At 40.6% G+C, this 26,350-nt stretch carries 14 protein-coding genes; 7 read left to right on the top strand and 7 right to left on the bottom strand.

From position 1 onward, the window contains the following. Window positions 1-91: 91 nt before the first annotated feature. Window positions 92-1,297, bottom strand: coding sequence for a porin (locus tag BM386_RS14015; protein ID WP_091695430.1), 1,206 nt, complete (start codon window positions 1,295-1,297; stop codon window positions 92-94). A gap of 513 nt (window positions 1,298-1,810) precedes the next feature. Between BM386_RS14015 and BM386_RS14020 the strand changes: the two genes are divergently transcribed. Next, window positions 1,811-2,599, top strand: coding sequence for a tRNA 2-selenouridine(34) synthase MnmH (locus tag BM386_RS14020; protein WP_139235918.1), 789 nt, complete (start codon window positions 1,811-1,813; stop codon window positions 2,597-2,599). 183 nt (window positions 2,600-2,782) lie between these two features. Here the strand turns inward: BM386_RS14020 and BM386_RS14025 are convergent, their stop codons facing one another. The 6 genes from BM386_RS14025 to rocD all read right to left on the bottom strand — a co-directional run bounded on the left by BM386_RS14025 (window position 2,783) and on the right by rocD (window position 23,351). Then, window positions 2,783-4,711 carry a hypothetical protein gene (locus BM386_RS14025; RefSeq protein ID WP_091695435.1) on the bottom strand — a complete coding sequence of 643 codons (1,929 nt, stop codon included), beginning with the start codon at window positions 4,709-4,711 and terminating at the stop codon, window positions 2,783-2,785. Window positions 4,712-4,713: 2 nt separating this feature from the next. After that, window positions 4,714-11,220 carry a hypothetical protein gene (locus BM386_RS14030; RefSeq protein WP_091695438.1) on the bottom strand — a complete coding sequence of 2,169 codons (6,507 nt, stop codon included), beginning with the start codon at window positions 11,218-11,220 and terminating at the stop codon, window positions 4,714-4,716. A gap of 5 nt (window positions 11,221-11,225) precedes the next feature. Beyond that, window positions 11,226-14,441, bottom strand: a complete 3,216-nt coding sequence (locus tag BM386_RS14035; RefSeq protein ID WP_091695439.1) for a hypothetical protein — start codon at window positions 14,439-14,441, stop codon at window positions 11,226-11,228. Window positions 14,442-14,444: 3 nt separating this feature from the next. After that, the gene (locus BM386_RS14040; RefSeq protein WP_091695441.1) at window positions 14,445-21,074 is read right to left on the bottom strand and encodes a DUF6603 domain-containing protein; all 6,630 of its coding nucleotides are present in this window, start codon (window positions 21,072-21,074) and stop codon (window positions 14,445-14,447) included. Window positions 21,075-21,351: 277 nt separating this feature from the next. After that, window positions 21,352-22,005: an HAD family hydrolase gene (locus tag BM386_RS14045; RefSeq protein WP_091695442.1), complete on the bottom strand. Its 654-nt coding sequence runs from the start codon at window positions 22,003-22,005 to the stop codon at window positions 21,352-21,354. Window positions 22,006-22,115: 110 nt separating this feature from the next. Next, window positions 22,116-23,351 carry an ornithine--oxo-acid transaminase gene (gene rocD / locus BM386_RS14050; RefSeq protein ID WP_091695443.1) on the bottom strand — a complete coding sequence of 412 codons (1,236 nt, stop codon included), beginning with the start codon at window positions 23,349-23,351 and terminating at the stop codon, window positions 22,116-22,118. Between the two features lie 74 nt (window positions 23,352-23,425). On the opposite strand from rocD, the gene BM386_RS23680 reads away from it, so the two are divergent. The 6 genes from BM386_RS23680 (at window position 23,426) to BM386_RS14075 (ending at window position 26,348) form a co-directional block, all read left to right on the top strand. Next, window positions 23,426-23,584 carry a C1orf53 family protein gene (locus BM386_RS23680; RefSeq protein ID WP_170857101.1) on the top strand — a complete coding sequence of 53 codons (159 nt, stop codon included), beginning with the start codon at window positions 23,426-23,428 and terminating at the stop codon, window positions 23,582-23,584. A 102-nt stretch (window positions 23,585-23,686) separates the two neighbouring features. After that, entirely contained in the window at window positions 23,687-23,929 is a 243-nt protein-coding gene (rpmB, locus tag BM386_RS14055) for a 50S ribosomal protein L28 (protein WP_057939354.1), read from the top strand. A gap of 31 nt (window positions 23,930-23,960) precedes the next feature. Beyond that, window positions 23,961-24,143, top strand: coding sequence for a 50S ribosomal protein L33 (gene rpmG, locus BM386_RS14060; protein WP_057939355.1), 183 nt, complete (start codon window positions 23,961-23,963; stop codon window positions 24,141-24,143). 38 nt (window positions 24,144-24,181) lie between these two features. Next, window positions 24,182-24,334, top strand: coding sequence for a DUF4295 domain-containing protein (locus tag BM386_RS14065; RefSeq protein ID WP_091695444.1), 153 nt, complete (start codon window positions 24,182-24,184; stop codon window positions 24,332-24,334). A gap of 90 nt (window positions 24,335-24,424) precedes the next feature. Beyond that, complete coding sequence (gene ftsY, locus BM386_RS14070) at window positions 24,425-25,384, top strand: signal recognition particle-docking protein FtsY (RefSeq protein WP_091695446.1); 960 nt, start codon at window positions 24,425-24,427, stop codon at window positions 25,382-25,384. A gap of 118 nt (window positions 25,385-25,502) precedes the next feature. After that, a complete protein-coding gene (locus BM386_RS14075; RefSeq protein WP_091695448.1) occupies window positions 25,503-26,348 on the top strand; it encodes an SPFH domain-containing protein in 846 nt (281 codons plus the stop codon). Window positions 26,349-26,350: the final 2 nt, after the last annotated feature.

Here is a 26,350-nt window from a genome sequence, read left to right on the forward strand (position 1 = left end):
GGTAACTATATGGATTTTATCCATTTCATAAAAAAACAGAAAAGCACCTTCAGTCACGAAGGTGCTTTATTTTTTTTTGAGACTGCTAGACTTAAAAGTTCACTTGGGCTTGAATCCTAAGTAAGCTTCCCCGCTCTCTATCAGTAGGATCTAAAGAATTCTGAGCAGATCGATCAGATATCGTGTACATAGTCACCAACTCAAAAGCCTTATAAATTTGCCACTCTACCCCCAATTCTAGTTCGTTCACCCGATGACTGGTAGCATCCATCTCAAACTTCTTGACTCCAGCGTAATAGTGGTACCTGGCAAATGGAATTATCGCCCCTTTAGCCGTCTTCTTCATATATGACGCTAGCACATAGCCACCTTTTAAGGTAGCATCCTCTACATCATTTGTTTCAGGGTTGTATTGAAGTCCACGGCCCCAGTTGAATTCTGCCTGAAGTCCAAATGGCTGCGGATAGATCACAAAGGTTGGCCCAAATCTATATTCCGGAAACTCTGTCTGATCAAAATCAGTAAGAGGATTTCTATTGATTACGAACTTTCCAACATACCCCTGAAATGAAGCTTCTATGAATTGTCCAGAACCCAACTTCATTGGATAGGTAAATCTCGACACAGCATGGAAGTTCTTGTTTCTTTCTGGCAAATTAGCCGTTTGTCCATTGTAAACGCCTAAACCAAACATCCCATAATCCCCAGATCCTTTCAGACCGAAGGAAACCAAGTAGCTAAACCTCTTACGTATCTCGGTAGGCGCATAGTAAAAGAATAAACCTAGATCACGCTCGTTTAGCACAGCGGAATTTAAACCATCATTCCGATCCAAAGGAAGACGGTTTTGACTCGACTGAAGGTTTTCAAAGCCAAAAGGAACTTTGGACTGACCAATTCTCAATCTAAATTCCTGTTTGGCATCCAGACCTAGATCAAAATAAGCATCTCGAATCTGCACGAAATTCTGACCACCTGACGCAAAATCAGGCTGAATATACATGTAGATACGCTCATGAATTTGACAGGAGAATATCATTCGGATTCGACGGAGGAAAAACCCTCCAGTTCCCCAGGATTTATCACATTGAGAACAACCTAAATCAGGATTAGTCTCAAATAAACCATTGTATCGCATTTGAGCACAACCTCTCAATTGAATACGTTCATTCCAGCCAACTTGAGTTGGCTGCTCAGATGTTTTAGTCGGCAGCGAATCTCCTTCAGCGCCCCTTGCAAAGGCACTTAGTGAGATCATTGTCAAAACGACAAATGCTGCAGCGAAACGGATTCGCATACAGGAAGATTTTAAATTAATAATTGTACAGCGGGCGCAAAAGCCTGTCTGCATTATTTATTAAAAGTACCCCCTGTGTTATTTATTTGTTAAAGAAAATAATCAAACAATTGGCCAGGACACATAAATCAACCTGAATCAGCGTAATAGATCTCTAAATGCCATTTCCTGTGTTAAGCGAATATTACCAAACTTTTTCAACTTCCAGGATTGTCAATTCTTTACCTTCTATTTTTCTACCCAAGAAAATACTAACGGATTAAGCATACCTCATTACTGTATATTAAAGTTGCATTTGAGTAAATTAGGGAAACAGGATTTTCTATGAAGGGCAACAAATATTTAAATACAATTTTTGATAGGTGGCAGACTTACAGATGTATAGACGTCAGACCGCGGGAAGCAATCCAAACCTCTCCAATCCCAGAAACCGTCCGCTTCGAATTCTATACTGAAAGAGACCTTGCAAGATTACAAAGCAAAGGTTTCTCAAGTACCACTGGCAAAATCATCATGCAAAAAATCTATTCGTTTTCAGATCTTTTCAGTTCTAATATCCCGATCTTACTTTTTGACGATAAGCCGTTCCTAATTGCTCAAGCTATTTGGCAACACTATCAGCCTACTCATGAAATCTTTCTCTATAAAGGCAGCTTTAAGGATTTATTAAAGGAAACTGAAGAGGTTTTTAGATCCAACTTCAACTTTATTACCTTGTATGGAGAAAGTGGGTCCGGAAAAACAGAGCTCTTAGATGTGCTATCAAAGAAAGGAGAACAAGTACTCAACCTGGAAAAAATTGCAAATCATCAAGGATCCGTATTTGGAAATCTACAAAAAATACCTCAACCGAGCCAAGAAACATTTTTACTAAACTTGGCTAAAACGCTAAGCTCATTTGATATCCAAAAACCAATTTTCGTGGAATCAGAAAAACTCAGTCTTGGAAAAAATATCATACCGTTAACACTGATCGAGAAATTTGAAAAAGGAATCAAGATTAGACTGACCGTTTCAAAAGAAGCAAGAATTGAACGATTGGTAAGTAGTTACGCGGGAAAAAATGATGCGGAAATAAAACGGGGGATCGAGAACTTAAAATTTAGAATTGGAAAAACGTTAGCAACTCAAATCTCTACACTTTTGGATAAAAGAGAATATCATCAAGTTGCCGGGATGCTCTTGGATTATTTCGATAAGGCGGATTCCTACTCAAGCATTCCCTCTCAAAAATTTAAATTAACCCTTGAAAATTTAGATCCAGAGGCTACCGCATCTAGACTCATCGAAAAACAAACATAAAAAAACGTCTCCCGAGGAAGACGCTACTGTGCCAACAGAGTTTCTATGTATTACTCTTCGTTATACTGTTCTTCAAGTTTCAATTTCCTGTTTTCTTCTCTTGCTTGCTCAGATTCCTAACACCGAAGTGCGTTTATCTTAAATTTCTTATAATCTTCTTAATAGTTGCATTAATATAGCTATTTACCGTTTATTATCCAACACTAAATCAAATCTTAATCCACTACTTCCTTCTCCTCGGCCAGTTCGCTTTCTTCTACCATACCAAGAAACAATCTCCCCATTATACCATCTTGTCCTTTGATATGTACCGGTCAGTTTCACTCCTGCCCTCGGGATTTCCTCTTCATTGATATACATTGGAGTCAATTGATTATCATTTTCATTTATCCCTTTCCTTAACAATTGCGTTCTTGGCCTGATGGCATGAGGCTCATAAAGTTCAATAATTCTTGGCATGGATGCCCTTTGAAAATGAATTTCGCGATTAGAGCCCTGCTGATGAATAGCTATAAACGGTATCCAGTTCTCACTCACACTGTTTCCTAACTGATACTTGAGCTGTGGTTTATAGGTGGTGGCTTTACTATCTACAGCATTGACATTCACTTCAGGTAAAATGATTGTTTCCTCTATCTCCTCTTCTTTGATCAGTCTTTCAAAAGTACTCATGAGGTTTTGAGCAGCTTCATAGCCATCCATTCCTCCACCCAACCCATTAGGGACTCTGGTTTCGATACCCCAGACCATATTTGCCATTTCATCCCGAATAAATTTAATCTCTTCTATTGCTTCGCTTTCCATTGTTTTTGCAGCCACCGCAGGAAGCAATATTCGTTTATCAAAAGCAGGTGCTTCGAATTCATCCTTATCTACGGACAAGGCATACATATTCCACTCATTCCAGCCTTCTCCCTCTTTATGAGCTGCATCTACAAAGTAATTTTGACCAAAGGCATCTCTGACTAAAATACCTTCTACCTCAGCAAAACTTCCAGTGGGTAGATCATATGGAATTGCGAGCCAGTCATTACTATATTGCAAGGCATACTGAGTGACCAATATCTTAGCTATATCTGTATCAGAAGCCTTGAGATTCCCCAAATCTATTGATCCGTCCTCCATTTCCCACCACCTGGAATTTGGCATCCCAGCAAAGCTTGCTTCAGCCGGGATCACTGTCAACACCTCTCTTTTTCGCACAGAATCATCAAACCCGTTACTTCCAGATTCTTTTTCTTTGGCCACGTCGAAAGCAAACCAATCCAGGTGCCCATGGAAATATTCATCTGCTTTCAGCTCAGTCTCGCTCGTATTACCTTCGTCAATAGTAGTGCGGAAACTATACTCTAACCTTTCCTCATACCAAGAATCATCTTGGTCATTTTCAGGAAGATTCAACTCCTTTTTCACAAAAGAAATCCACTTCTTAGCTGCTTCCAGTAAAATTGCTTTGTGGGAAGCCAAAATAAATTTATCAGGTGAAGCAGCCTCATTAGAGACCAAAACCAACGTATTTATTTTTGAAAAATCCCCGCCTAATGCTGTCCATAGCATTCTTCCATTAAGAGCCCTGCCTGCCATTGCCCGAACAAATGAAGATGCCTGCTGCAGACTTAAAACTCTAGCTTTGGCAGTTGTCACCTGAGCCGTATCTTCCTCTTCAATTTTTGGAAGGGAAAACGGGAATTTGTGTATGAGCTGCCCCCTATACATTCCTGCAGCATATGGAGAACTTGGGTTTGCCGCTAAACCCTCCTCATCAAGTAACAGAAAAAACTTTTTCCCCAGCTTTGCAGACAGCTTAAAATCTATTTCAGGTATCAGGCGCTCAACACGCGTCTCTAAGGGAATATCCTCCGTGTAAGGGTTCTTTTGCCCATTTCCTCCTGTAAATGAACTCATCCTAACGGTATTAATGGCTGCCTTAGCAAAAATCGCTGAACCGGCATCTTCCCCCTTCAATTCACCAAATTGATACTGCCTAGCCAGCATCCACAAAGGGTCATGAATTTTAGCTGCCAGAGAATCTTCCAACTCTTCCTCTCTAGGTCGCCCTTCTAGTCGATTATACGCCCGAAATGGCTCGCATGGATCATATTGTATTATCATGATTATTCAGGTTCGTATCCAGTATTCACATTTGTATAGTCTATGTAATATCCCAGCTTCTGATCGTCTCCAGGCTGTGGATCATTGTCCTCATCATCATCGCTTTCCGCCAGCTTTCTTGCAAACTCGTCATCTCCAAATGCCAAGGTTGCAGTGGCAGGTAATAGCTGCGAGAACATCGATGCCTCCACTTGGTCAGGTTCTATAGATCTAAGTTTAGCTAGGTTAAATGCTTCTTCTACGCACAATGCTAATGCTTCAAAATCCCAAGTCCCTTTCTTCTCTGGTGGAACTGCTAAAAGTAAATTTTGAGGGGCTCGGGAGTCTGGCTGATTAAAGTGGAAAGCAATTCCTGTGGTCTCTTTTTCATCAGGTATTATCTCCATCCACTCATCGAGGATTAATCCACAGTTGACATCCGCTAAGTTTTCTTTTTCAAAAATCAGAAGGGACAATCTGTCTCCATCAGGCTTATAAGTTTTAGGAAAGGCCGCTCCAAGCCAATAGTCTCTCTCATTGACGGCGGGAAGATTATTCAAATCAAATGGAAGTTGGACAGCATTTAAGGAAAGTGAATCAGCATAAAGGACATCTCTTAGTATTGACACAGTCTCCATATATGCAAGTCTATTTCGTACTAGTGATATACCCGTCAACCAATCTTGCATAAAACCCTCGACGTGATTTCTCATCGGGCTCTCTACCCATGGCATATCCAATTGTCCGTTAATATCAGATTTATTAGATAATGTTGTTTTTGGAAGCATTTTGAATCCACTTCCAAAAAATTTCGATGAAAATTCAAGAACGAAACTGATCCATTTTGCTTGATCAATTTCCAATTCCATTTCAGCAAACTTAGCTTGTGCAAACCCTATGTTTTCTGCCATCTTGCTTTTTGCTGAGATTATCCTCTGCGCAAAAGCCAACACATCTTCCTGCGGATCTGTCGGATAAAATCCTGGAAACCCAAATACCGTCAGTGATTTCAAAGATGAAATTGCAAGAGTACGCTCTGGCTCACTGTAGCTAGTCTTAGAAGAATCGAATGGTGCCAGCGTATCAAAAAGGCTTTTATATTCCGTGAAAGCCCCTTTCATTCTAGCTGATAAATCATCTGTGTCTATACCCAGAGCAGTAGGCCCAAAATTCAAGTCATCTTCTGAAATCCTATAATCTCGGGCATCAGCACCTCTAGCAGAACCTATCACTTTACCCAAATGCTGAAGCAAAGAAACTATTTCACCAAAGCTCAAATCTGCTGAATTAGCGGCCTCATTAAATTGTATAATAATTTCATCTTCTGGAAAAGCACCATTTTCTAAAAGAAAATCTATACATCGTGCTTGGATTTCATTCTGATTTTCATCGCCTCCTGAAGTAATCAATAGCACTAAATCTATAGGCTGTAAACCGAGCCCAGTCAAATCCATAGAAGATTCTGTATCCCCAAATGCAACTTTCCAAGATACCTTCTCGGGATCTCCAATCATTCCAGCCAACCAAGTATTTAATGATGGCTCAGCTTTACTTCTAGGACTAACTGGAACTCCGCTCCACGGAGAACCTGAAGTACCCACTACTGGAATCTGAAGTATAGCGCGCTGAGTGACCATAACTCCCTGTCTGAAGCTCTTGATGATTTCAGGATCGAGTGGAACCTTGCCTTCAGATATGGAACTCAAAACTGCACTTGCCCTTACGTGATTTCCCCGTACTAATTGGTAAACCCCTTCAGCAGTGACAAGATCTCCCAATGCATCAATTGCATCTGCCATATTATCCAGTTCATGTATGATAGCTCTAAGCTTCTTCCGCTCCAGATTAGCATTAGAACCAACACCTGGATTTGCCGGATTGGGTAATTGATCTGAAAGCCCCCAGGGATATCCTTTAAATTGAATAGGAGAGATACTATCATTGATAATATTCTCTACAAACGTCTTATCAGCATTTAATAGCCCAGCCTTCTTCAATTCCTTCTCAATATGGTCTATCAATGCCAGACCATCCACTACATTAGAGGCTTTGAGGGATTCAGCCTGCGAAGTGTCTGTGGGATCTACTGAGGAATCAGAATAAGTGGGAAACTTCCTTCTCAACCTATAGATATAGACATCCATCTCAAGCGGTTTTCCAGCTCCATCAGTATATTTCTCATGCAAAGCCCTTTCAAACATATAACCCAAAAGCGCTCCTGTCTCCTGGCCATTACCCACACCTTCCAACAGGTGAAGCCCCATTCTTACTCTTTTTGAAGTTAAATTAATTGAGAGCGCATTGTTATTATCCCCTTTGGCTTTTATAGAATTATATCCAGCTCTTAGGACAGCAGCTGTGACTGCATGATTCATACTGGGACCATGAATGAACCCTTGGCTATCCGGCAGTTTCAATACATTTTGACCATTAGAAGATTCTAGTCCTTTTGGAAGATTAGCAGCTGTCGAAATAGCTCCTTTTTCCCTGCGTAAATTATGCACAAAACCATATGCACCAAGGTAAGTCCCCGATGGCTTGGTTTGCCTAAGCTCTCGCAATCTGTAATCTGACAAACCAGTCAACCAGGCATCAAGCCTATAGCTTACCAAATCTATATGTGAAGCTAAAAGTCTTTCTAATGACCCAACATCCAAATGCTTCAATTTATCTACAGCCTTAATAGCATAGCTGCTCTTGTCATAGACCAAAGCCCCACGAAGCATCGCAAAAAGTACAGAATACTGAACCTGTTCTTCTCCATCCACTTCGACTTTGGGGAGATCGGGAAATTTGAGCTGAGTCAGCTGGTTCAAAGTAGTGGGATCCACGAGCCATTCAAGGTAATTCTTTCCTTTATCCGTGACTACCAGCCTATCGGTTCCTAACTTGGGATCTTGTACCAAATGCCCCAAAATATAATTTCCTTCAGTAAATCGATTCTTATAAATCGGAGATTTATCAATGGCATTTGCCTGAGTAGCAAGAGTAGTATGACCCAAACCCTTCAATAGCAAATTATAGTTTGCCGCTACTTCAGCGGGGCTAAATTTGTCAATGATATGATCCCAGTTGACATTAAACCCAGGGTTTTCCCCATCTGGGTCTTGCCATCTATTGGCAGCATTTACTCCGAATCTAAAGAAAAACTCTTTGGAGAGAGGTTCCAGCCCCAATATTTTCAAAAATTCTGCCTGAGGATCCTTGCCATACGCTTCACTAGTTATATTGATAGGTTCTTTATCAAAATTCTGAAAAGCAGCTTTTGTCTGTTTTAAAAACAGGGTGAGATTCTTGATGTAATTTGACTCTGTTCCTTTTTTGGTTTCACCCTGAGATTTAAAAAGCTTGATGGGTGAAACGGGCAATATGCCATAGGGCTGATTATCTACCCTAAACACCGGAAGAGTCCCAAGCCCTGATACATGATGTAACATGAAGAGCATAGTCTGATTGATATCAAAATTCTCCAAGAGATTATTCACCATCACGTTGAAGTAGTATTTCAGCGTTGCGTTGAATAAAGCCCTATTCATCGCCCGCCCGTTACAGATGTCTCTTTTTCCATTGTTCCTGATAAAATCAGCAATATCATTTGGCAGGCCAACTGCTTCTTTAAAAAATTGTCCGTCAGAAATCTCCAGCTCATTTGTTGTACTAAAACTATTCGGGTAGCTGGGCGATTGCTCAGCAAAGAATAAATCAAATGCTCCGTCCAAATCATTATCTAGAGCCCTATACGGTGATTTAACATTTTCCGTATTGTTCGTAGCTGTACCTGTCGGCAAATATTCCAGACCGCCATCACTATATAAATGATTTTTGAAAATCTTGTTTATTAATTCCTGGCTTTCGGCTGCATCCTTGTTCTGTACGCCATAGGCCATCACCAGATCAAACTCACCATCGTAATCCTCTTTATCAAGAGGTATTTTCACCGCCATGCCTACTTCCATCGCCGCCTCAAAATCAAACAGCCATTTCAGTTCTTCTGGCACTTCCATATCCCCATTGGGAAGATGATTGAATTTCTCTGCTTGATCTGCGCTTGGATCCAAACTTACCGGCAAGGGTTTTGGAATCGTTTTACCAGTAACTATGTGTTGATATTGGTTGTCTCGTTTTGTGATCACTACAAAGCGGTCTGGCATCGCCTCAGTATATCCAGCCCTATCCCAGCTTTTGGATTTCTTTTCTATTGAAGGAAAAGTAAAGGTTGGCTTAAACCGATCATTCAACTCCAATAAGTGAGTTTTGTAATACTCATAAACAATTTTACCTGATTCATTAATAAGCTTGGCAAGCCTTTCAATAGTAGCTTTTTGTGAACCCGAAGCCCGGGACGTGACCGAACTTCCAAGCAAATCAATCAATTCCCGGAAGTAAGATATAGCCAAATCCAACGAAACTTTGGTCTCTATGCAGGGGGTAAAATTACTTTTACCCAGAAGTTTTTTAATTTGTACTGGAGCGTTTTCGAAAGCTTCTAAAAGTTGTTCTATTCTTGCCTCCTTTTTGGTTTTGGCTAATCCTTTTTTATCATAGCCAAGCTTGGTCAAATATTCTGAAAGTGAGTTTTTAATTGTTTCGATTTTCCCGGATTTAACTTCATCTGGTTCCATTATTCGGATGGCATATGCAGCTCTCCGCACTCCCAGACTAGATGCCGCCGCTCTCCACGCCCCCAACTTCAGACCTTGTCGCTCGGCTTCCGGCTTACTAAACACTTCAAAATAATAATCCTTCGCGGTGCTTTCTTCTAAATCTGTAAGCCGCTCATCATGATTATCTATAGCGATGTCATCTGGGAAAATTCTCACCCAAAGCTCTGTCACCTCCACCGTCTGAATATTGAAAATCACTTTATTTCGATATTCTTCATAGAAACGATCCCGCGGATCATTGACATCTGTCAGCTGATCAAGAATGTGATTTTCTATGGAAATGAGGATTTTATCTGTCTCTTCTTTGGTTTCGTTTTTCTCAGGAAGAGGATTAGCTTCCAGCACATTAGTTACTTGGTCACGGAGACTGAAATAAGAGCTTTTTAGCTGATTGTACTCAGCACGAGGCAAAAGGATTGTATTTGAAGTAGAAACCTTAATTTTCTCCTGAAGAGCAGAAAGTTCCTTTTTCAACGTGTCCAATGATTGTTGCGGTGTTTGCACTGCACTCAACTTAATCTTATCACGGGCAGCCAACACACTTGCTCGAGTCCCAAGGGCTGATATCGTACTCGTCCGGATTTTTGTCTCTCCTAAAATCTGGTTTTCAACTTTTTTAAACCCTGGCTCCAACTCCTGAAGTTCAGACAGATAACTTGCAATCTGGGTATTAGTCCGAGTTAGGGTTGCTTTTTCAGTTCTGGTCACCACTTTTACTTTTTGCGACCTTTTCTGAAAATCAAGAAGTTGCTTTTTTAATTCTGCATAATTTGATTTTAACTGATTTACCTCATTAATATCCCCATCCAAAGGCATTTTAGCATTTGAACCAATTAACTTCAGTTGGCCAAAAAGGTCTTTTTGAGTAGTAGAAAGTGTCTTAAAATCCTTAATCCCTGATTGATTTTGAGCTTTTAGTAAATAATTAGCCTTTACTATCTGGGCATTGAGCTGCTTAATTGGATAAGTCTTAATCTCCTCTTTCACCCGAACTACGGGCACATGCTCAGCCTCCACTATCTTCTGAAGCTCATTTATCTTTTTCCTCAATTCGTACTCCTCTTTTTTAAGATCCTTTTGGCCAGTATAACCGATCTTAAAATTCGTAAGACGTACATTCCCACTTTTGTGCTGGCGCTTTATATGAGAAATCTTACTTTGGATTTCCTTAATCATATCTTCGGTTGCTCTAAAGTCAGAAGATTCAGCTAAGGAATCCATTTCTTTCAGTTGGCTGTCAATATTTTTGAGTTCAGCGTCCAGACTTGCAGCATTAATCTTATTGGAAACAAAAATTGCGTCAATGCTCTTATTTAATTTCTCTAAAGCCTCTATATACAGTTTTCCTTTCTCATATACTGGGCGGGAAGGAGTCTTCAATCTGTCAATGCTTGTGACAAGAGCGTTTACTTCAGTATTCAAGTCATTTTTAGCCTTCGCAAGAGAAGTAGATACTTGAATACCTTGCGTAACCGCGGACAGGTCTCCTGCAGCATCTCTGAGTATTAGTTTATCTGCGCGAGAAGGCTCTTTTATTTTAGAGACCAGGTTGGAGATTTTTTGAACTTCTTTGTGAAATAGTAATATCTTGCTCCCAATAGCAGCTTCTCGGATTTTCTTTTCTGTAGTAGTCGCAAAATAAAGTTTGATTTCATAATTCAGCTTATAAATATCCTGGACCGCTGCATTGGTGAAACCTGAATCAGGATTCTGCGGCTTCACGACCCTGGAGTACTTCATAAATTTCGTCTCTAGCCTCACAGGCAACATCAAGACTGGATAATCATCACTTCGCTGATTAAAAGCAACCTTGATTTGGTGAAAAACTGGATCGTTGTATTTTCCTACTATTTGTGGAATAGCCATAACAATTAGTCGTTTAGCATGGTGGACGCATGACGTGCAAAAAGAATTGGAGACTGATAAAGAATATATGCCATATCACTGCTACTTCTACCCCATTGAGCAGCTGCACCCGAGCCTATATCGATTGTCACCCCATTGATTTTCAAGAAAGGAGGTTGGCTGTCTTGGTTATCTGTGATGTGTTCCCAAGTCACTTTATCCCAATTTTTAAGTGGGGTATCAAGTGCGCCATCCAGATCATCGAGTCCAAAACTAACTTGGCCTGGCCTTTCTCTAAGTACAAAAAACCAACCTGGATTTTTTGTACGATTGCCGTTTGCTTCCTCTTGAGAAAGCTCAAAGCCAAAGAAATAAACATCGGGCTCTATATTCCCGCTAATGACAGGCCACATGACATTCCCTTTCCCATCATAATCGCTCAATTGCCTTGGCAAAGCCGGATTTCCATCTTTGTAAACTGCCTTCTGAGCATATACAAGTGTATTTGGATACTTGCGCAGCAAGTCACCTTTAATAAGCAGCACTAGGTCAGGCCCTTGTTTTTCTTCATTTTTCCCTAGTGAGTCACTCCATTTGTGGATTTCCTTAATATCTGCACTGGCATTTTGATTACTTAAAATCTGATCAACATAGTTCTCATAATCATCCCCAGGTTCCACATTTGCCAATGGATCATTATCATATTCCCAAAAATGTCGGAAATAGCTCCCTCTCATGTCCGTAGGGAATTCTCTCCAAAGCAATTCCCTTGAAAACTCATGATTCATGCCCATTAGGAATGACTCGATAAATTCTCGATTAGTTTCCATCAAAGTGATCGTATTTGGCTCAATCTCACTGATATTTGGGATGATGTAATCCGCTGAAATCTCCTTCAAATAGTCATACACAGGGATGGGAAAGCGTGGATATGCCATTATCGGCTTGTTGTTATTGGCATATTTTGCGGCAAAAAAAGAAGCAAGTTTTCTGTCAAAATTTATGGCTGGATTAAGTTTCAATAAAATCTTAGTATGCAAATCTGACGGCAATACCGCTTTAATAGGCTTTTTAAATACTCTTGCAATCTGAACATTATCGACTTTTGAAATGAATTTATCACCGAAGCTAGTAAGATAATTTGCCCTGTTTTGGACTATTTTCGCATGATCAAATTGCAGAATATCCCCTGAGTTCTGCTCGCCTTTAATGTACTTTACCTTCTTAACATCTCCGTAAATCCCCTCATTAAAGTTCTGACTGATTTTCTCTTCGAAAACCTCCTTTTTGATTGTGTACCATCTTTCTCCATTTGGGCGAAGAGACCTCTCTTTGATTCCATCTAGGATTGCTTTTGCTCTGCTTTTTTGGTCATCCGTAAAATCAGCCGGGAGCTTTGCAATTACCTGATTTGTAGTAAAATTCACATTACCCATAAGTAGAATTGCATCTGTCAAGTGCTCCATAAATGAAACCACAGGATTTTTCACCACACTGGTGATCGCATTAAACGCAGTCAAAGCCGGTAAAATCATTTTCGGTTCTGATTTGACAGGAGCAGCAGAAATTTTTCCCACAGCCCCATCTATTTTATTCAGGTTGAGATAAAGATTTTCATTTAATACTGCAGAGGCACCATCTATACCCCCATTCATTAGAGCTGTGGGAGTAAAATTATTAGCAACCTTCAAAAAGGTGCCTGAACGAATAGCAGTTGGTACAGCAGAGTTCTTAATAGCTTTCTTAAAGGTAATTCCTGGATCCAGCTTAATCATCTCGAAGGCTTTCCCGGTGGCATTTATCAGATCAAATTTTTCAAGTTTAAACACCTTTTTCACGGCTAAAGATCTAGTCGTTCTCTTTATCAGGTCACTTTCGCGGATTTTCTGATTAGCCTCATTGATCTCTCCGATTTGCTCCCAGGCCATTTCCATAAATTTCTCCTGATACTTTTGTACCACTTGTACTCCTAATCCTGCTGCAGACCGATGACTGGGATGTAAATTCATCTGGTGTATCCAGTCCTTACCATTTGAAGTAAGCCTATCCACTCCTCTATGCCATTTCCCATAAATAGGAGGTGTGATAATCGGATCATCTTCCGCCGCCGGTGAATAAAAAAAAGCAGAATTGAATGAGGTCAAGGTATCCTGAAGATTAAAAGAAAGGTTGAGAACTTGCAGCAACTGTTTCTTCAAGTCTTGATCATTCATCGGCCAAGGGGCTGTTTGATAATCAGGGTGTCGCATAGCGCCTTCCACAAAACCAACTGCGTCTTTACCCACAGGCTTGATACCGAATCCTATGTCACTCATATCCATTTCTCGCCTGCCAATGTCTTCTGGCAGCTCTCTAGCTTCCAATAATTGGGCTAAGCTTTCAAAGTCGCCGCCCTCATCTACCCGGAATGACCAAGTGAAATAGTAGGGATAACTTGATGGATTTGTACCACCAGTAATTGCAGCGCGTGACCATGAGGATTTTTGTGCAGGCACATCTTTTGTATCCAATCCCAAGCCTGCTAATCTTCCCGTTTCAAATGCTGGGATTAAAAATGCATGATAGGTATTTGGATCAAAAGCCAGAGAAGGATTGGGAGAGGTATATTCTAGTTTTCTAGGGCATAAAACTCTGGATAATGCTAAATCTGGATTTTTTGCCAGTTTGCTGGATAATTGGGCGGCGGGATTAGACGGATTATCCCCCAAGTCTTCCAGGACATGGACGTGGGCTAATGCATAAGTGTCTTTTTCATTGCAAAACACGTCTGCCAACGCCTCAATATTAATATTGATAAAAGGAGTGGGAGTTCCGCCAGTACTTCGTTCAAATTCATTTTCCTTCAAAACAACCAATGCCAGCCACGGTCTTAATTTATTCCCAACTGGGGCAGCTGGAGTAAATCTCCACGGCAAATCTTCCTCATAAAATTCGATGTAACAGAGATTATTGGTTTCAAAATTTGTCACTCCTTTCTTTGGATGAACTCGAATAATTGACTTCGAATTAACTCCGAGCACATCTCCTGGACCTTGAACCTTAACAGTTTTTACCACTGGGACTACACTTGTCGTACTTCCTTTGGATGCTTTCACATTTGCCGTCACAGGGATCTCAGGCCGCTCCAAGGTTGCATTAGTAGGAATAGCATTTCCTAAATAGTCTGCTTCCAGAATTTCATTTCCAAGACCTTGTCTCACCCATGGCAAAAAAGAATAACTAGCTAAAACTGAATCAGGCATAATCTATAAGGCTAAAATATCACTGGCTACTACTTGAACACTTTGTTTCCCTTTGATTGAGGAAACTTTTGCTAACTGAACTGCCTCCATGTAGGAAAGCTTCTGACCTCCCTGGACAGCATCCAAGTCATCCGTACCGACCACTGCAAATCCAGGCTTTTGAAGTTTTACTTTTTTCGGATTGACTACTTGTGACTGATAGGCTGAAAGAGATGATTTGCCTACTGCCCCAGTTCGACTGAAGAAAGTGGTTTCCTTTTGGCTGAATAACCCAGCAATAGCAAGTTTATCTAGCACAAATGAATTGTTGACTTCATCCATGATCAGCTGCTCATATTCTACCTCCCTGTCGAGGACAGCACCACATTTAAATGAATCGGTATTGCTTAATTTCACACCTGAATCTTGCTCGTTAAATGAAGGCAAACTGAGTTTTTCATTGTCATCAACAGCTAAGAAGTTAGCTGGGGCAAAAGATTCCTGTATATAATCTGGATTGAGGGTAGAATTACCAATTTGAATATCCTGAATTTCAAACTTTGTAAAATCTGAAGGGTTAAACTGACCAAATTTTGAAATCTCAACCTGTAATGGGACTATTTTTTGGCTTATTTCAATAGTTCCATTTGGGGTCAGGATCAATTCAGATTCAGACGCGAGCCCTTTCATTCGCAATCCAGGAGAATTAGAGTTGGACAGTACGCTTCTCCAATTCTGGATATCCTCCATCGCTTCTAGTAATAATGGGAATACTGCAATATCCGGTAGCGTAGTATCCCGCTTATCTCCCCATGTAACATCAAACTTAACTTTGACAGAGAAGAACAGGATTTTGAACTTGGCAGTACCTTTGGCTCTCCATGGAGTAGGGCCTTCTAGAGAAAATTCCAAGGACAGACTGAGTAATGTGGTACTTCCTGCTTTGACTGCTAACCTTGCTCTGGCATCTGCTATAAACCTGAAAGGAGAGAACTGGAACAATACATCAAATCCAAATTCACCTACAACTTTAAACCCAGCAACTCCAAAATAGAAATCAATTCCTGCTCCAAATTGCACTGTATTAGAAGTCACTGCAAAATAACAAGTCAGCGTCAAACGAGGATTTCCTGAGAGTATCTTCAACGTTAACCGCTTCATGATTGGAATCTGAAGGTGGGTAGGAGGATCAAATCGTGGGTGGAAACCGCCCACTGAAAGCACAAAGTCTGGTTTTGCACCCCAACTAATCCGCAAAACCATGTCTCCTTCAAGACCAAAAGTCAGCACTTTGGAATCAAATAGACTGGCATCGAAGCTCAGCATTCCCTTCTCAAAGTCAATCATTCCCAAGAACGCAACCTGGATTTTGATTAAAGCAGCATTTTCATCGGGCAGAATCACCCTAAGCACGCCCAGAATTCCAAATCTCACAGGATTTGCAAATTCTATAACCACCCCTAAATCTACTCTTAGAATCGTAGGGACGCCCCACGTAATTGCGGCCATAGGCCCAAGAACAAACTGATCCCTTTTCACAGGGAATACTTCCTTGATATCAGTTAATATCTTATTGATGTTAGCAATGATATCTTTAGGGAAAAGGATATTCTGAATCGTTCCTGTCCGGACTCCATCCCGCAATCTTTCCACCTGAATAGTTCTATGAATCCCCAGAATCCCACCTAAGCCTGACAAGAAGAATCCGAATCCCAAAGCGATACCTGTCCCAAACTCCACCGAAACAATAAACAAAACTGAAGTTCCAGGCTTGCCATCAGGCATTTTACTATTAATAATACCTATAGCCGAGACAGCAAAGAGATTCATAAAAGATAGCTCTACAGCTCCTGCGTATTCCCCTTTTTCTTTGTCAAAGAACAAATATCCTCCTCCCGTGAATACTGGCGTATCAAGCGATACTCCTAATCCTGTTGGTGGTTTGAACCGGACTTCAATATTTACTATTCCAAAATTGGAATTACCCTGAGGCACCCCATTGCTAAACGTCGCCTTGCTGAGCGTAGCTTCAATTCCCAACCCTTCTACTGAGGCTGCAACAGGCCCTAATGTGATGCTGGCTCCTGAAAAAGCGATTCCAATATCTGCTCCTGAAGCCCCATTATTTTTATAGGTAATTTTAATAGCATCAAGACTGACAGCATTTCCGAACTTCCCATTCACGGGGATTAATGCTTCACTCTGCGCCCCACCAAATGAAATACTTAACCCCGAAGGCCAACGTACATCTAGATCTATATCGAATGCATTGCCTAATCGGAGATTCTTCAAATTGATCTGGCTAGGAAGCAAATCATCCATTCCAGGAATAACTATCTGATTCTCTATCAATCCTCCAAGGATAAAGTCCCAATCATTCGAAGCTGTTCTGCTTAATCCTATTTTACTTAGATAGATTCTAACTATGTTAGGCACGTCCACCACCTTCAATGCATTGGTATTTGGGACTATTTCACCTAGAATATGAAATGCTCCCTGATTATCGATTTCTATGGCTACTTCAATAGCGGCAGGCTCTCCTCCCATTCCGTTAAATCCTTCCAGTTCAAGCTGGCCGGCTAATGCAATGGTTATTTCTTCATTATTTTTAGTTACCGAAATGTTGGCAATCGTTATTTTAACGCTGCCGATGTTGAAAACAGCAGAACTACCTATAGAGGCCTCAAAATTACCCGCGGATGGCACGTGGAAGCTCACATCCACCTTTGCCTGCTGATCTGAATCATCTTTTAAGCCGGGAATTTCCAATTCACCCACAAAAGAGAAAGGATACTCCAAAGCCGAAGGGGTAAACGTGAGCTCTAATTCTTTGATAGTGAAAGCAAATCCCCCGATTTTTATTTTTTGGTTCTGAGAAAGCGAAATGTTGTATTTCTGATCAGCTTTGGTGTATTCAAAACCAATCCCGATTTCTGCAGGCTCTCCACCATTCTCCTGCTCCAAGCCCGAAAAACCAAGTGCCGCTTCGGCAGTAATACTTTCCAGATCACCATTTAATATCCTAAGGTCAAACTCTTCAATAAAAAGACTGACATCTCCTAGTTTCAATTCTGTTTTTTGCCCATCAGGATTTGCCTGAATAGTGTAGTCATTTCCATTAGCCAATTGAAAACTGAAATCCAAAGAATTGTGACCAGAGTCACAAGCAGGTATGGTTAAATCCCCAGCAAAAACTGCGTCTGCCAATGTTTCATTTTGTATCGCAAAACCAAACTGGGAAAAATTAAAAGTTAATCCCCCGATAGAAAAAGTGGGAAGGGGACTTGCAGAAAAACTAAGCTTATTCTGAGGAGAATCATAGGCGATAGAAACCGCAATAAAATCATCCCCACCTGGTAGTTTGAATTTAGATGTACCAGAAATAGACTGCATGGCTCCATTTGTCACCACCAAATCCAACGCTATATCTTTCACTTCAAGTCCGCTACCTTCCAAAGTTCCAGAAGATGTAATCTGAACGGTATAGCTATTCCCTCCATCAGCAACCAAAAAAGTAAAATTCAATCCTCCCCCATTGGTAAAGAAAGGCATGGATAAAGTCCCTGTCAGGTTTCCCGAATAGAAGCTTCCATTCCTGATCAAAAATTCCAAAGAAGAAATATTCAACGTAAAAATCGCCAACTCTACCACAGGAAGATTACTCGCGGAAAGGGCAAAATCCTCATTACCATTTTTTGAATAATTGACAGCAATAACGAAAGGCTGATCCGGCTGGGTAAGTTCAGGGATGTGAAAGCCTGCAGACCCACTCGCATTTTGTACAGATCCATTATCTACGGCAATAGTAAAAGCCACATCACTTAGAACAAACATCCCAAAATTGGCACTTTGACCAGAACCATCGACAGCTATAGAATAACTGTTCGTCCTTGCGATTGCCACATCAAAATCTATGGGATTACCATCAAATACCGGTAAGGTCATTTGCCCATTAACAGCAGCAGAAAAGTTCTGACTTTCCTGACTTTCAATTTTTATCTGATCAAAATGAAGATTGAAACTTTCCAGATCTGCAGTGACATTGGTCAATTCAATCAAATAAACCGGATCTGCTCCTGAAGAATCTACAGAAATATTGAAATTAAAAGGCTGGCTCAAGCCTGGCAACAGCAATGACCCACCACCTGACACTGCTTGAAGGCTTCCGCTTTGAACTGTCAGGCTAAAGCTTTGGAAATTCAAAACTACTGGACCAAACTCAAGTGTGTTTTCATCTGGATTACCTGTTAAACTTAGACTGTAATCCTGTCCCGAACTCCCGACGGCCATATTGAACTGAATTCCTGCACCACCTGTAGCATCTGGCAGTTTGAATATCCCAGTAGCAGAACCGCTGTGAAAACTGCCATTTCGTATCTCAATATCTAAAGAAGCCATATTCAGCTCTCCGCCAAATAATGCTACCTCTAGCGGGTTCTGAAGATTAATATGATATCTGTCCTGAGCCTGTGAATAAGTGAGTGAAACAGCACTTACGGTATTGAATCCAGGAACCTGAAGGGAAGCGCTTCCAGAAAAATCCTGAAGTACACCCGCTTGAATATTTAGGAGCATTTGTACCTGATTCAGCTCAAAATCTCCAAACCTTACAAACTGTGTCCCGCTATTTACAGTAATCTGATAGTTATCACTTCTGTCAAAAGAAACTGTAAAGTTCAGACTTCCTCCATCATCAAATACAGGCAAAGTCAAGCTGCCTGAAGCACTTGCTGAGAATTGTTGTCCTCCCTGGCTACTTAAAATGATCTGTGTAAAGCTTAGATTGAACCCACTTAAAGCTGCTTCTACATTATTGACCTGAATAGCGTAACTGGTATTCGCATCATCTAGAGAGACATTGAAGATGAAATCAAATGGCTGATTCAGGCCTGGAAGCTGCATTGCGCCGGCTCCATCGATACTTTGTAGCTGATTACCTGCTACAACTAACTCGAAAGATTCGACTGTCAAGGAAATTGGCCCAAAATTCAAGGTATTATCCTGTGGACTACCGCTTAGCTGGATGGAATAATCATTACCCTGATTTCCTATGGCTAAATCGAAAGCTATTCCAGCTCCATCAGTTACATCGGGCAATTTTATTCTCCCATTGATTTGGCTGTTTGAAAAAGCACCATTTAGGAATTGAAACTGAATAGAAGAAAAATCGATTTCACAACCCGCTACTTCCGGAGTACCAAAATTACTTGCTGAAATTACCAAGTTTTCATTTTGGCCTACCCTGCTAAATTGTAAGCCAACTTGGATCGGAGTTCCTGTAGTAATTTCAGGTATAGTCAGTTCCCCATTGCCAGTAATATCTTGAAGCTGTCCATTTTCATAGCGCATCTCATACTGCTGAAGATTGAGTTCAAATCCGCCATGAGACAAGGGCTGATTACTGGGATTACTAACTTCAATCTGCAGCCTGTCGGTTGTAGAATCTTCAAACGCAACCGTAAAATCTAACTGACCATTTGAAAATAGAGGGATCCCTATATTTCCTTCCCATGAGCTTTCTAGTAGATTCCCATTCTTATGGATGCGAAGAAAAACTGTATCAAGTGTTATCGTCCCAAATCCAAGTGGAATCGGGAAAAAATCACTTCCATTGAATTCAAAATGCGGATCAGCAAAGCCGAATTGGAAAGTTGTCTTTGCAGGCTGCTGAGTGGTCGAGTCAATTACTCCGGCTAATTGCGCCCACCCATTAATCGCCACATCTGGTGATGCTGAAGAATGGGTAGTGACTTCAATCTGTTGAAAAAATATAGAAACACTGCCTTTTTTGAGTTCTCGGCCCTCTGGATTTTGTGCTTCATATAGCACATCACCATTGTTCAGAAGTTCTACATTGAAATCAATTTTTCCAGGCCCACTCGTTCCATCATCCAAAAAATCAAAAACCAACTCTCCATTTATCTGAGTTCCAGCCTGAAACTCACCATTTTCGATTACAAGAGTAAATTGCTCTATAGTAGCCTGAATTCCCTGCAGTCTCGCAACGGGTATATTGGTAGCAGACCCATTAAATACACCATCACCATAACTAACATCTAAAGTAAGCTGATGTGGTCCAGAACCATCCTCATTTTGCAATTCAGGTAGCAATACTTGAATTGAGCATGCTAATGCAGCTAGGTTTGTAGTAGTAAAGGCTAAAGAAGAACCAGTAATCGTCAGCTCCACTCCCTGGATTTTGCAATCAACGGGTTGGGTTTGATTTATAAAAAACTCCTTACTACCATTTGAATCCCTGATTTCAATCGTATATGGAATTTTGCTAAGCTCATTTGTAACTCTATCTCTGAATGATTGAAGCTGTGTTTCACCCTCCACTAGCAATTCATCAATTTGAGTTGCTGTATCATTCAATTTGATTCGAAATTGTTTCAAAACAGACTCCAACTCATGCAGAAAAAAATCCTGGTTTTCGTTGATCAAGTCTCCCGCTGCTTGAACCACATATTGACTTCCTTCTTTAGAGATATTAACCGGAAGCTTTATGGGTAAATCAACATGGTCTTTGAAATGCTCAAAAACCATCTCAGCGGTATCTGTAGGGTTAGCCACTAATTGATCTAGCTGTCCTTTGAGTTGACTTAGTCCAGCATTAGAAAGTAAGGATTCAAAAGGTAAATTGACAACTGACATGAAAAATGGGAGTCAAGTGAATTCAACAATATCATAAAGCATTGAAGTTAAGAACTCTACCAAACATTTAACAAAATCCTAGAGCAAAAAATAGCATAAATATTATTGATTTATGCAAACAAAGTGTTAAGCTTCGGCAGTAACCAATAGTGAACATAGCTCGAAACCTAATTCTTATTAGATCTTCATTAATCCTTATTCAAAAAAACAGTTAAGTAGGATCAAATCGTAAAACTGAAAATAAAAAGTTTCAGATAATGCAGCTTCATTTCCTGAGCTACTTAAAAAGTGGGATCAAGCTGTTAAGCTCAAGTCCTTTATAATCTTTAATGTAGAAATCACAGTTCGGCAACTCATCTTTAGTATGACTAGAAAGTACACCCACCACTTTCATTCCCGCATTTATACCCGCGCTCGCACCTGAGAAGGAATCTTCAAACACGAGACATTCCTCTGGTTTAACTCCTAATTTTGCAGCACTTTTCAAATAAACCTCCGGATCAGGCTTATGCTTTGCCACATCTTCTGCAGCCAGTTGCGATTGCATCTGTGCACTTATTCCTAGAGTACCAATTATTAAATCCAAGTTTGCCCGAGGAGCTGAAGTAGCGACAGCAGTGAGGACACCTTCAGATTTTAACTTTGCGAAAAACTCCATAAATCCAGCAATAGGATTTACTTCTGATTTATAAATTTCTCTGAATAGCCCCTCTTTTTCATCTTCCAGGATTGTCAATTCCTCACCTTCTATTTTTCTACCAAGGAAATGACTCAGAATGTATCCATTATTTTTCCCGTACATATGAGCAGCATATTCTTCTTCGGTAGGATTTAGGTTTCGCTTCGCAAAAAACTGCTGGAAAGCAATGGAGTGAAAGGGGTTGGTATGGCAAATCACGCCATCCATATCAAAAATGACTGCTTTTAACATGTGTTGGTTGAGTTTTGAAGTTGCAAAATTAAAGATAAGACACTAAAAAACCCTCCCAAGTTCCAAATACGAGGGAAGGGTTTCCTTAATGCTTTGTTAAACACTTGTCTTTATTTTTCAAATCCTGCTATAGTCTTTTCTATAATATCACAGCACTCATGAATCTGCTCTTCAGTCATCACCAATGGTGGAGCAAAGCGGATAATATTTCCGTGAGTCGGCTTCGCCAAAAGACCATTATCTTTTAATGCAACGCAAATATCCCAAGCAGTGCTGCTTTCTTCCGTATCATTTATCACAACCGCATTCAGAAGCCCTTTGCCTCTTACTAGCTTCAGCACATTATACTTATCCACCAGCTTTTGCATTCTTAGCCTAAATAACTCCCCAAGCTTTTCTGCGTTTTCAGCAAGTTTTTCGTCTTTCACTACCTGAAGAGCAGTCATAGCTACTTTTGCACCAAGTGGGTTTCCTCCGAAAGTTGACCCATGCTGACCTGGCTTGATCACATTCATCACCTCGTCATCTGCCAAAACAAGCGAAACAGGGTAAAACCCACCGGAAACTGCTTTACCTAAAATCAGGATATCCGGGCGCACATTTTCATGATCAACCGCCAATAATTTCCCAGTTCTTGCTATCCCGGTTTGTATTTCATCAGCGATAAACAAAACCTTCTTTGCCTCACAGGCAGCTTTTGCTTCTTTGAGATAGTCAGGCCCCGGCACATAGACTCCAGCTTCTCCTTGAATTGGCTCCACCAAAAAAGCTACCACATCTGGATCATCCAGGACAGTTTTTAACGCATAGATATCATCAAAAGGGATTTTCACAAACCCAGCGGTATAAGGCCCGAAATTCTTTCGTGCATTTTCATCATTAGAAAAGGAGATAATCGTTGTCGTTCTACCATGGAAGTTATTTTCCGCCACTACGATCTTTGCACGGTTTTCATCGACCCCCTTTTTCTCGTAGCCCCATTTCCTCGCAATTTTGATTGCAGTCTCCACTCCTTCTGCGCCTGTGTTCATAGGAAGCACTTTGTCAAAACCAAAATAGTCTGAGATATATTTTTCAAATGGACCTAACACATCGTTGTGGAAAGCCCGTGAAGTCAATGTCAGCGTACTCGCCTGCTCTATCAAAGCATCCTTAATGCGAGGATGACAATGCCCTTGGTTAACCGCAGAATAGGCAGACAGAAAATCATAATAGCGCTTACCTTCTACATCCCAAAGAAAAACCCCTTCTCCTTTTGCCAAAACAACCGGTAATGGATGATAGTTATGTGCACCGTATTTATCTTCTAATTCTATTGCTTGCTTACTGGAAGTGATAGTCTGCATGTTTTTCTTAATTTTGTGTACTATATAATAAGGACTAGTCAAGTTCAAATATAGCAATTGCCACTGCCCCAACCATGAAAGACGCCAAGAAGCCTAGCTCTGGATCAACACTTAGTCCTGAGGACTTTTACTTTAATGAACAGGGACTGATGGTTTTCACAAAAGAATATCACCAAAAACGAGGTTATTGTTGCGGAAACGGCTGTAAACATTGTCCCTACACAAAAGCCTGAGAGAAAAGGAAATATTTTTGAAACGCATTGTTGCATATCCCCAAAAAGTTCCGATATTTGCAGACTCATTACAGAAACGGATACAATTTACTATACATTACCATGGCAAAAGTTTGTGACATAACCGGAAAAAGACCTCGAGTAGGTAACAACGTCTCCCATGCAAACAACAAGACTAAGCGTAGATTCTACCCAAATCTTCACAAGAAGACGTTCTACGTTCCAGAAGAAGATGCATGGATCACTTTGAAAGTTTGTACTAAGGCATTGAAGACTATCAATAAGAAAGGTATCACTGCAGTTTTGAAAGAAGCTCAGGATAACGGGATGATTGTAATCAGATAATCAAGGTCACGACCCTTAAATCAATTTAAAGATGGCTAAGAAAGGCAATAGAGTACAAGTGATTATGGAATGCACGGAGCACAAAGCTTCTGGATTGCCAGGTACTTCAAGATACATCACTACCAAGAATAGAAAAAACACGACTGAAAGATTGGAATTGAAAAAATTCAACCCAATCATGAAGAAAGTAACTGTTCATAAAGAAATTAAGTAATTTAGCTCGGAAGCAATTCCGTTTAAAACGACAAGACCATGGCTAAGAAAGTAGTAGCAACCCTTAAAAAAGAAGGTGGCGTGTCTTACGCCAAAGTGATTAAAGCGGTAAGATCTGAGAAGACTGGCGCTTACACCTTCAGAGAAGAAATGGTTCCTTCCCCTTTGGTACAGGAATCTTTGAAAAAATAAGTTGCACTTTGCAGCAAAAGAAAAGCAGTCCCTCTGTCCATCGGTCAGCAGGGACTTTTTCGTTAAATTCCACTTTTAAATCGCACACGCATGGGAATCTTTGGTTTCTTTTCAAAAGATAAAAAGGAAAGCCTCGATCAAGGCCTTCAGAAGTCAAGCGAAAATATTTTTTCAAAACTCAGCAAAGCTGTAGTAGGCAAGTCCAAAGTGGACGATGAGGTTTTGGATGAGCTGGAAGAAATTCTCATTACCTCAGATGTAGGAGTTGATACCACTATCAAAGTAATCCGCAGAATAGAAGAGCGCGTAGCTAGAGACAAATATGTCAACACTGCCGAGCTGGATGTGATTCTAAAAGAAGAGATAGAGAATCTACTCAAAGAAAACAACACCCAAGATCTGCTGGATTTTGATTTACCGGAAGGTAAAAAGCCATATGTGATCATGGTGGTAGGAGTAAATGGTGTAGGGAAAACCACCACCATAGGCAAACTTGCCAATCTGTTCAAAACCGCCGGAAAATCTGTAGTCCTAGGTGCTGCGGATACCTTTAGAGCTGCAGCTGTGGATCAATTAATTCTATGGGGAGATCGGGTCGGAGTGCCTGTGATTTCACATGGCATGAATACAGACCCAGCATCTGTCGCATTTGATGCAGTAAAGCAAGGAGTGGACACCAATGCCGATGTAGTCATCATCGATACGGCTGGCCGACTTCATACGAAGGTCAATCTGATGAATGAATTAGGAAAAATCAAGCGTGTAATGCAGAAATTCATACCCGATGCACCACATGAGATTCTCCTAGTTTTAGATGGATCTACTGGTCAGAATGCATTTATTCAGGCAAAGGAATTCACGAAAGTCACGGAAATAACTTCTCTTGCTATCACCAAACTTGATGGGACAGCCAAAGGCGGTGTCGTAATTGGAATCTCAGATCAATTCAAAATTCCTGTCAAATACATAGGCGTAGGCGAGAAAATGACTGACTTACAGATTTTCAATCGAAAAGAATTTGTCGATTCCCTTTTTACGAAGAAGAAATAACACCTAACTATTAAAGCAATGCCCCGACACTTTCGGGGCATTTTTTTTTGGAAAAAGTTTGAACCTTAGAAAAAGTTTGGCGTAATTCAATATGATATCATTTTAACATCATATTGACATGGAAAAAATAACCAAACCCAGCTCTGGATACATCATGGTTTTCTTAGTACTGATAGGAATCTTTGTATCGGTAGTTTTCTTCGCTTACGGATCTCCGATTGGAGGTGTCACCCTTTTTCTTTCTATTCTGTGTATTCCCGGATTCTTTATTGTCGAACCTAACAAAGCCGCCGTTCTTCTACTTTTCGGAAACTATGAAGGTACAGTTAAAGCCAATGGTTTTTATTGGGTGATTCCATTCATGACCAAAAAGAAGATCTCCCTACGTGTGAGAAACTTTGAAAACAAACCCGTCAAAGTAAATGACAAGATCGGCAATCCTGTCCTTATAGGTACGATCGTAGTTTGGCAAGTGGAAGACAGTTTCAAAGCTACCTTCGACGTAGATGACTATGAAAACTTTGTCCATCTGCAGTCTGATGCAGCAATCCGAAAAATGGCAGGGCTATATCCATACGATAATTTTGAAGCCGAGGAAGCCGAAATCACGTTAAGATCAGGCGTGGAAGATGTCAATCATTCCCTAGAACAAGAAATCTCTGAGCGACTTCATCATGCCGGGATTAAGGTAATTGAAGCAAGAATTTCACATTTGGCTTACTCTTCTGAAATAGCATCTGCTATGCTCCAAAGACAACAGGCTACTGCAATCGTAGCTGCGCGGCAGAAGATCGTAGAAGGAGCCGTCGGCATGGTGGAGATGGCTTTGGCAGATTTGAAATTAAAAGACATCATTGAATTTGATGATGAGAAAAAGGCGGTAATGGTATCCAACCTTATGGTAGTACTATGTTCAGATAAAAGTGCAAGCCCCGTCCTCAATGTAGGCACCTTAAATCAATAGCC

The sequence above is a fragment of the Algoriphagus locisalis genome (assembly GCF_900116615.1).
GTDB classification, from domain to species: domain Bacteria; phylum Bacteroidota; class Bacteroidia; order Cytophagales; family Cyclobacteriaceae; genus Algoriphagus; species Algoriphagus locisalis.